Source organism: Christensenella sp., assembly GCF_034927525.1.
Lineage (GTDB): Bacteria > Bacillota > Clostridia > Christensenellales > Christensenellaceae > Christensenella.
In genome coordinates this window covers 1-7728 of sequence record NZ_JAYFPU010000135.1, presented here as the reverse complement: position 1 = coordinate 7728, position 7728 = coordinate 1, and the positions used below count along the sequence as shown (strand labels likewise).

Here is a 7728-nt window from a genome sequence, read left to right as displayed (position 1 = left end):
CGACATCCGCACTCGATCCGGAAATGATACAGGAAGTGCTGGAGGTCATAGGAGACCTTGCGAAGAGCAATATCACGATGGTGATCGTGACGCACGAACTGGGATTGGCGCGCGAGGCGGCAGAGCGGGTCGTGTTTATGGAAAATGGACAGGTCGTAGATACAGGCTCGCCCAAAGAACTGTTTGACGAAGCAAAAAATCCGAGGATTCAGGCTTTCCTGAGTAAGATACTGAAATGAATAAGAAGAAGGTCATTGCAGCGGTACTGGCCGCTTTCATAGGAATGTTCTGTCTTTCGTCGTGTGCGCAAAACGACGATATATTGCGTGTGGGCGTTAAGATCGACGTACCGCGGTTCGGGTATCAAAACCCGGCGACAGGGCAGATCGAAGGTTTTGAGGTGGATATTGCAAGGGAGCTTGCAAAAGAGCTGAAAGGCTCGCCCGACAACCTTTCGCTCACGGGCGTGAACGTCACGACGCGCGGGGCGATGTTGGATAACGGGACGCTTGATGCGGCGCTGTGTACGTTTACGATCACCAAGCAGCGCAAAAAGAGCTACAATTTCAGCCAGCCGTATTACACCGACCACATCGGCGTACTTGTCAAAAAGGACGCAGGGATCAAAAGCTTAAAAGACCTCGACGGTAAGACGATCGGCGTGGCGCAGAGCGCAACAACAAAAGATAAGCTCACAGCCGCGGCGGACGAGCTCGGGATTACGCTCAAATTCAACGAATACGCGACATATCCGGAAATCAAGATCGCGCTCGTTTCAGGACGGGTAGACGCTTTTTCGGTGGACGAATCAATCCTGAACGGATATGTGGACGATACGACAGAGCTGCTGAAAGAGCAATTTGCGCCGCAGGAATACGGGGTGGCAAGCGCGCTCAATGATAAGGAGCTTGCGGCGGAGATCGACCGTGTGATCGGTGAAATGCAGGCAGACGGGCGCATGGAAGCACTGGAAAAGAAATGGGGGCTCAAAGAATGAACGACGTTTTTGCACCCTTCAAATGGGAAGCCCTGTTTGCAAGGGGAGATGAGCTCGCACAGGCGTTCTTGAATACGGTGCTGATCTCGCTGCTCGCGCTTTTGATCGCGCTTGCGCTCGGCTTTTTGTTCGGTATGATGTCTTATGCCAAGCACCGCGCGCCGCGCGCGATCAACCGTGTGTATGTGGAGATCGTACAAAATATCCCTCTGCTGCTACAGGTGTTCGTGCTTTACGCTGTGCTACCGCTTTTTGGTGTAATGATCGGCACGTTTATGATCGGTGTTATGGGCATCGGCATATACCACGGCGCATATATTTCGGAGGTCGTACACTCCGGGCTTTCGTCCGTACAAAAAGGGCAGTTCGAAGCGGCGCGGTCGCAGGGCTTTACCTACTGGGAAACGATGCGGCACATCATTTTGCCGCAGTCCATTAAAACGATGATGCCCGCGCTTGCGGTGCAGGCGGCAAATCTGATCAAAAACACATCGGTACTTGCGCTGATCGCGGGCGGAGAGCTGATGTATTTCTCTAATTCATTTGCATACGGCACCAGCTATTATGGCCCTGCCTATGTGGTGGCGGGCGTATTGTATTTTCTGCTGTGCTTCCCGCTCTCCCGCCTTGCGAAACGGCTGGAGGAAAGACGCAAAAAAGAGATCAAACCGGGGGAGGAGGATATCACATGTCAGAATTATTTACGTGGATAAATATCCGCTTCCTGCTGCAAGGCCTTTTGACGACGATCATTATTTCGATGATTGCAATAGCGCTTTCCATCGTGCTTGGTATGGTGATCGCCATCGGCCGCAATTCCCGCAATAAGATCGTTCCCAAAATCGCAGGGGTGTATATCGAGATATTCAAAAATACGCCGCTATTGCTGTGGATCATGCTCATCTTCTTTGTGGCGCGCATTCCGCCTATGGGCTCGGCGATCATGGCTTTCACACTGTTCACGTCCGCGGGAATCGCGGAAATACTGCGCGGCGGCATCAGCGCCATCCCGCAGGGGCAGTGGGAGGCGGCGCAGTCGCAGGGTTTCTCACGCGGCATGACATATTTTTATATTGTGATACCGCAGGCGGTACGCAACATGATCCCCGCACTGTTGTCGCAGATGGTCACGACCATCAAGGACACCTCCTACCTGTGGGGCGCAATGGCGATCCAGGAGCTGATGGGAAAGGGCATGATCCTGATGAATCTATACAATTCGACGACGCAGATATTCGCGATTTTCGGCATGATGGCGCTTCTTTATTTCATCGTGTGCTTCACCCTCTCGCAGTTTGTGCGACGCTACCAGAAGAAGTTCCGCACAGCGTCTATTCTATATGATTGATTCAAAAAACGCCCGCGGCTTCTCGCTGCGGGCGTTTTTTATGACTGTTATTACCGGAAATGCCGTGCGGCGAGATAATACACGACGCACATCGCACCCGTACAGATGAGCGCAGTTGCGACGATCTGCCGGAATTCAAACGATTCAAAGGTGATGCTTTGCGTATAGACGCGCGCCATCAGCGTGCAGAAAAATGCCGCAACAATGACCTGACCCACGCACAGGGCGATCTTTGCCAGATGGTATTGGGACTCGATGTTGTCAGCGGTAATTTTGACCGGATAGTGAAATAGGCGAGGGAACCGCGACAACAAAAAGAGCGCGCCGGACGTTCCGCTTCCCAGCAGGAAAAGCACAAACAATACAAGTTTCATACCAAACACCGAGACCAGCCCCTCCGGATCGCCCGCGACAGGCGGCGGGGAAGGAAGGATGCCCGCGGTAAGCGCAAAAAACGCGACCAAAAAAACCATACCCGCAAAGGTGAACCATTCGAGGATATACCGCCAGATACGCAGTGTTTGGATGTTCCTGATCTTCATGGGCGTAACCTATTTCCGCAGATCGACAAACCCGGAAGGATCGATGCTTCCTTCCTCAAACGTCCCCATATCTTCAAGGACACGAAGCGACGCTTCTAAAATAGTGAACATCAGCGGGCAGCCGCTGCCTTCGCCGAGGCGCATATTGAGCATAAGCGCGGGGGACAGGCCGAGCGCCTTTATGATAGGCAAATATCCCTGCTCCTCGCTCTGGTGGGAGGCAAACATATAGCTCGCGCTCATCGGGACAAGACGCTGTGCGCAAAGTGCGGCACACGCAGAGATAAACCCGTCGATCACAACAGGGATCTTGTAATGCGCACACGCCAAGTACGCGCCCGTCATAGCGGCAATATCCAGCCCGCCCACCTTAGAGATCACATCTCGTACGTCGTGCGGGTCGGGGCTGTTGATTTCGATCGCGCGTTCGATCGCCGCGATCTTGCGCTCATAGTGTTCATCGGTGATGCCCGCGCCTTTGCCGGCAAGAATACCGACGGGCTTTTGCAGCAGTACGGAAGCAACGGCGGCGGTGGTGGATGTATTACAGATACCCATTTCCCCCAGACCGATCACATCGTATTCCGCATGCGCGGCAACGGCGTCATAACCGGCCTTCATTGCCTTTTCGCATTGTGCTCGCGTCATAGCGGGCTCTTTTGCCATATCGTTCGTACCGTGCATAACAAGCGCGTCAATGATGTTTTTACGCTTCAATGGCTGCGCTACGCCAACATTGTAAACAAAAACATCAGCCCCGGCATGCGCCGCTAGCGCGTTCACGCCCGCGACACCATTTGCAATATTGATGGTCTGCATAGGCGTCACTTCCTGCGGGACAGGCGTGATGCTTTCCTCATAAATGCCGTTGTCCGCCGCAAATACAAGTACGCAGCGCTTGGTGAGCGAACCGCCCATATGGCCACGTATGCCCGCCAGCTGTACGGCGTATTCTTCCAGCCGTCCAAGGCTCCCCAAGGGCTTCGATAAAGAATCCACCCGCTCGCGGGCGTCGATCATCGCGTTTTCGCAAAGCGGCAATACATCAGAATAATCCATCGCTTAAAACTCCATCTTATCCTGCAGGAATTTGAGCACACCCTCCATCGGGATGCGCTGCTGCGCCATTGTGTCACGATCGCGTATGGTGACGCAATTGTCGTCTAAGGATTCAAAGTCCACGGTGACGCAATACGGCGTACCGATCTCGTCCTCGCGGCGGTAGCGCTTGCCGATGGAGCCCGCAAGGTCATAATCAATGTTTAAATGCTTGGAGAGGTCTGCAAACAGCTTGTCCGACGTTTCCGCAAGCTTTTTCTGCAGCGGCAGCACCGCAGCCTTAAACGGCGCAAGCGCCGGATGCAGGTGCATCACGATACGTGTATCGCCGTTTTCCAAGGTTTCTTCGTCATACGCTTCACACAGGAAGGCAAGCGCAACACGGTCAGCCCCCAGCGAAGGCTCGATGCAATACGGTACATATTTTTCGTTTGTGACCGGATCGAGATACTCGAGGCTTTCGCCCGAATGTGTCATATGTGCTTTCAGGTCAAAATCTGTCCTGTCGGCAATGCCCCACAGCTCGCCCCAGCCAAAGGGGAAGCGGTATTCGATGTCCGTCGTGGCGTTCGAATAGTGCGAAAGCTCCTCGGCGGAATGGTCGCGCAGCTTCAGGTTTTCGTCGTTGAGACCCAAATTCAGCAGCCAGTTATGGCAATAGTCCTTCCAATAGTTAAACCATTCAAATTCTTCCTTCGGGTCACAGAAGAACTCCAGCTCCATCTGCTCGAATTCACGGATGCGGAATATAAAGTTTCCGGGCGTGATCTCGTTGCGGAACGATTTGCCGATCTGTCCAATACCCATCGGCATCTTGCGGCGCGTCGTACGCAGCACGTTTTTGAAGTTGACAAAAATTCCCTGTGCCGTCTCGGGGCGCAGGTATATCTGCGCAGCCGTATCCTCGTTGACGCCCTGAAATGTTTTGAACATCAGGTTAAACTGGCGGATAGACGTGAAATCTTTTTTACCGCACGACGGGCACACGATGTGCTCCGCGATGAACGCTTCCATTTCTTCCTTGGTCATCGCTTCGACAGACTCGATATCAAGATTGTTTTCCGCAACATAATCCTCGATCAGCTTGTCGGCGCGGAACCGTTCTTTACAGCTTTTGCAGTCCATCAGCGGATCGTTGAAGCCGCCGACATGACCGGATGCGACCCACGTTTCAGGGTTCATCAAGATCGCCGCGTCAAGCCCCACGTTATGCGGGCATTCCTGCACGAATTTCTGCCACCATGCGCGTTTGACGTTGTTTTTGAACTCCACACCCAGCGGGCCGTAGTCCCACGAGTTCGCGAGCCCGCCATAGATTTCCGAGCCGGGGAAAACAAAGCCGCGTCCCTTCGCCAGCGCTACGATCTTATCCATTGTTTTTTCCATAATGTTCCCTCCCAAATTTTCGTAAAAAAAAACTTTCGCTCCCTCAAGTGCAGGGACGAAAGATACTTCCGCGGTTCCACCCTGGTTGGCTCAAAAAAAGCCCGCCTTCATTCGGTCTGCGTCCAAAAAGCCGGGATGCCATCCCCGAAAAACGCATCATATTTGTTTCTATACGCATTATCATAGCAATTTTTGGGGAAAAGTTCAACTGTTTTTTTGACAGGTGTGCTATACTGAAATAAATCATGCGCAGGCATTGCGTATGTGCTGGAAGGGAGAACGTGATGCAGCTATATGGAATCATTACGTTAGGATCAACGGTCGCGGTCATCATCGCCTGTGTCATCGCATATTGCGTCATACAACGAAAACGACATTTTCTGTGTCCGCGCTGCGGTACGCGCTTCAAAGAGTCGGGACTGAAAACCTTTTTCGTTTCGCAGCAGGGGACGGACAGGAAACTGACCTGCCCGCACTGCGGCATAAACGTATATATGGAAAACATCCACGATGAAGATTATCTGAAGGAACTCGAGAAGAAAGAACAGGGTACAAGCGAGGAGCCGGACGAAGAAGAAGCCGCGGAGCAGGGAACAAAATAACGTGTTACGGCAAAAGACCGCTACGGAATGTAGCGGTCTTTTATTAAGATTTAAGACACGATATATGATTTATATTGCTGATTCTATCTCCTTGTGCTATCATAAATCGTCCCTATCGGGCGAAAACTTTCCAGCTTTTTTCAAAGCGCGAAAATTCAGTATTATTTTAACAATTTATACCATTTTTATATAAGTAGTTTAGCAGGAGGGAGTAATCAGGATGGAACAGGTCATTTGGGGGTATGTGCGCGTATCGACAAGAGATCAGAATGAAGATAGACAGATGCTTGCGATGAGCGAGTTTGATGTGCCGAAAGACCACATTTATATGGATAAGATGAGTGGCAAGGATTTTGAGCGCCCGGCATACCGCAAACTGGTGAAGCGGATGAAGGAAGGCCATCTGCTGGTCATCAAAAGTATCGACAGACTGGGGCGCAACTACGACGAGATATTAGAGCAATGGCGTATCATCACTAAGGAAAAAAAGGTAGAAGTGGTAGTGCTCGATATGCCGCTGCTTGATACCCGGCAGGGGCGCGACTTGACAGGTACGCTGATCGCGGACATCGTATTGCAGCTTTTGTCTTACGTCGCACAAACAGAACGCGAAAATATCAGGCAGCGACAGGCGGAAGGCATTGCGGCGGCAAAGCTGCGCGGCGTGAAATTCGGACGTCCGCCAAAGCCTGTACCGCCTGCGTTTTACGAACTGCGCAAGCGGTGGCTAGACCGCGAAATATCCTCAAGAAATGCAGCGAATGCGATCGGCGTTGCGCAAGACACTTTTTTGCGTTGGGTGCGTATCAAGCCGGAGGCCGGGAACACCGGCGAGTTGGCAACAGAGTATTAATTGAAGGCGACGACAGAAACATTGAGCACTGTCGCAATGCACAACCACGCAAGATAAGGGATCAGCAGATACATAGCCGCCCGGCAGGAAGGCCAAACATTGCGCATCAGTATGACGAGGTTAACGAGCAGGGCGAGCATGATAAAAAGCGCGGGCAAAGGCTCCTGCATCAGGAAAAATACAGGAGACCACAGCGCATTTAGTATGATATTCAGGATATATCCAAAAACAGCACTGCCGCGAGGCTTGTGCTGCGTCGCTACAAGGGCAAAGGAGATTGCCAGCAGGACGTAAAGGACAGTCCATACGATGCCGAAAACAGACGGCGGAGGCTGCAAAGGCGAAAGGGTCAGCGACTGGTACCACGGCGTGTCCGTTTTGGTAGACAGGCTTGCGATCACAGCGCCGGCGGCGGTCAGCAACACGGCAAAAATTGCTTTGATACGTTTTGCGTTTTTTTCACGCCGCCGTTCTTCCATTTGATAAGTCATGATAAACATTAATATAATCCAGCCTTTTCAAAAAAATTAATTGAGAGCGATGATCGCAGCATTCAGATAGGTCGCAAACGCGATCCATACAAGATATGGAATGATCATATAAGAGGCCTCATGGCTGACTTTCCATACATTGCGCAGCAGGATCGCAGCGTTCACAAGGGTCGCGACCGCGACGAGCAGACCCGCAAGCGGACTTTTTAGCAGGAAAAACGCCGGAGACCACATGGCGCCCAAAAAGATGTTCAGGATATAGCCGATGTGGACGCCCTTGGTCATCTTAGGATTGAGTATCGAGATAACGAACGAACAGCCCATCAGTACATAAAGTGTTGTCCATACGATGCCAAATACCACATAGGGCGGATGAACCGGGGAAAGTGTGAGACCCAAAAACCACGGCGAATCGGTCTTCAGAGACATAAGCGCAAGCCCGGAACCCTC

At 52.0% G+C, this 7728-nt stretch carries 10 protein-coding genes and 1 pseudogene; 6 read left to right on the top strand and 5 right to left on the bottom strand.

All coding sequences use genetic code 11. The features are described 5' to 3' along the window. From glnQ to VB081_RS05600, 4 genes and pseudogenes are all read left to right on the top strand, one after another. Nucleotides 1-239 (top strand): annotated as a pseudogene (glnQ, locus tag VB081_RS05615) (glutamine ABC transporter ATP-binding protein GlnQ); the annotation flags it as partial. Next, a complete protein-coding gene (locus VB081_RS05610; RefSeq protein ID WP_323399857.1) occupies nucleotides 236-997 on the top strand; it encodes a transporter substrate-binding domain-containing protein in 762 nt (253 codons plus the stop codon). The pseudogene glnQ and the gene VB081_RS05610, both read left to right, overlap by 4 nt. Next, the gene (locus VB081_RS05605) at nucleotides 994-1710 is read left to right on the top strand and encodes an amino acid ABC transporter permease (protein ID WP_323399856.1); all 717 of its coding nucleotides are present in this window, start codon (nucleotides 994-996) and stop codon (nucleotides 1708-1710) included. The genes VB081_RS05610 and VB081_RS05605 overlap by 4 nt, the downstream gene beginning before the upstream one ends. Then, complete coding sequence (locus VB081_RS05600; RefSeq protein WP_323399855.1) at nucleotides 1686-2345, top strand: amino acid ABC transporter permease; 660 nt, start codon at nucleotides 1686-1688, stop codon at nucleotides 2343-2345. The genes VB081_RS05605 and VB081_RS05600 overlap by 25 nt, the downstream gene beginning before the upstream one ends. 50 nt (nucleotides 2346-2395) lie before the next feature. Here VB081_RS05600 and VB081_RS05595 read toward each other — a convergent pair whose 3' ends face one another. Genes VB081_RS05595 through VB081_RS05585 form a run of 3 tightly spaced genes read right to left on the bottom strand, consistent with a single transcriptional unit; the run spans nucleotide 2396 to nucleotide 5332 of the window. Continuing rightward, nucleotides 2396-2887, bottom strand: a complete 492-nt coding sequence (locus tag VB081_RS05595; protein ID WP_323399854.1) for a hypothetical protein — start codon at nucleotides 2885-2887, stop codon at nucleotides 2396-2398. 9 nt (nucleotides 2888-2896) lie between these two features. Then, nucleotides 2897-3946, bottom strand: a complete 1050-nt coding sequence (cobT, locus tag VB081_RS05590) for a nicotinate-nucleotide--dimethylbenzimidazole phosphoribosyltransferase (protein WP_323399853.1) — start codon at nucleotides 3944-3946, stop codon at nucleotides 2897-2899. Nucleotides 3947-3949: 3 nt separating this feature from the next. Further along, the gene (locus VB081_RS05585; RefSeq protein ID WP_323399852.1) at nucleotides 3950-5332 is read right to left on the bottom strand and encodes a glycine--tRNA ligase; all 1383 of its coding nucleotides are present in this window, start codon (nucleotides 5330-5332) and stop codon (nucleotides 3950-3952) included. 284 nt (nucleotides 5333-5616) lie between these two features. On the opposite strand from VB081_RS05585, the gene VB081_RS05580 reads away from it, so the two are divergent. Continuing rightward, nucleotides 5617-5934 (top strand): hypothetical protein, encoded by a 318-nt coding sequence (locus VB081_RS05580; protein ID WP_323399851.1) that lies wholly within the window; start codon nucleotides 5617-5619, stop codon nucleotides 5932-5934. Nucleotides 5935-6154: 220 nt separating this feature from the next. Further along, nucleotides 6155-6787, top strand: coding sequence for a recombinase family protein (locus tag VB081_RS05575; protein ID WP_323399850.1), 633 nt, complete (start codon nucleotides 6155-6157; stop codon nucleotides 6785-6787). Here VB081_RS05575 and VB081_RS05570 read toward each other — a convergent pair. After that, entirely contained in the window at nucleotides 6784-7287 is a 504-nt protein-coding gene (locus VB081_RS05570; protein WP_323399849.1) for a TspO/MBR family protein, read from the bottom strand. The two genes, VB081_RS05575 and VB081_RS05570, sit on opposite strands and share 4 nt — an antisense overlap. 27 nt (nucleotides 7288-7314) lie before the next feature. Next, a partial coding sequence (locus VB081_RS05565; RefSeq protein ID WP_323399848.1) for a TspO/MBR family protein occupies nucleotides 7315-7728 on the bottom strand: 414 nt, incomplete at its 5' end.

What these genes read in the sequence shown, in the direction of transcription:
- VB081_RS05605 (WP_323399856.1), top strand. Translation starts at nt 994, where the DNA reads ATGAACGACGTTTTTGCACCCTTCAAATGGGAAGCCCTGTTTGCAAGG.
- cobT (WP_323399853.1), bottom strand. Translation starts at nt 3,946, where the DNA reads ATGGATTATTCTGATGTATTGCCGCTTTGCGAAAACGCGATGATCGAC.
- VB081_RS05600 (WP_323399855.1), top strand. Translation starts at nt 1,686, where the DNA reads ATGTCAGAATTATTTACGTGGATAAATATCCGCTTCCTGCTGCAAGGC.
- VB081_RS05585 (WP_323399852.1), bottom strand. Translation starts at nt 5,332, where the DNA reads ATGGAAAAAACAATGGATAAGATCGTAGCGCTGGCGAAGGGACGCGGC.
- VB081_RS05580 (WP_323399851.1), top strand. Translation starts at nt 5,617, where the DNA reads ATGCAGCTATATGGAATCATTACGTTAGGATCAACGGTCGCGGTCATC.
- VB081_RS05570 (WP_323399849.1), bottom strand. Translation starts at nt 7,287, where the DNA reads ATGTTTATCATGACTTATCAAATGGAAGAACGGCGGCGTGAAAAAAAC.
- VB081_RS05595 (WP_323399854.1), bottom strand. Translation starts at nt 2,887, where the DNA reads ATGAAGATCAGGAACATCCAAACACTGCGTATCTGGCGGTATATCCTC.
- VB081_RS05575 (WP_323399850.1), top strand. Translation starts at nt 6,155, where the DNA reads ATGGAACAGGTCATTTGGGGGTATGTGCGCGTATCGACAAGAGATCAG.
- VB081_RS05610 (WP_323399857.1), top strand. Translation starts at nt 236, where the DNA reads ATGAATAAGAAGAAGGTCATTGCAGCGGTACTGGCCGCTTTCATAGGA.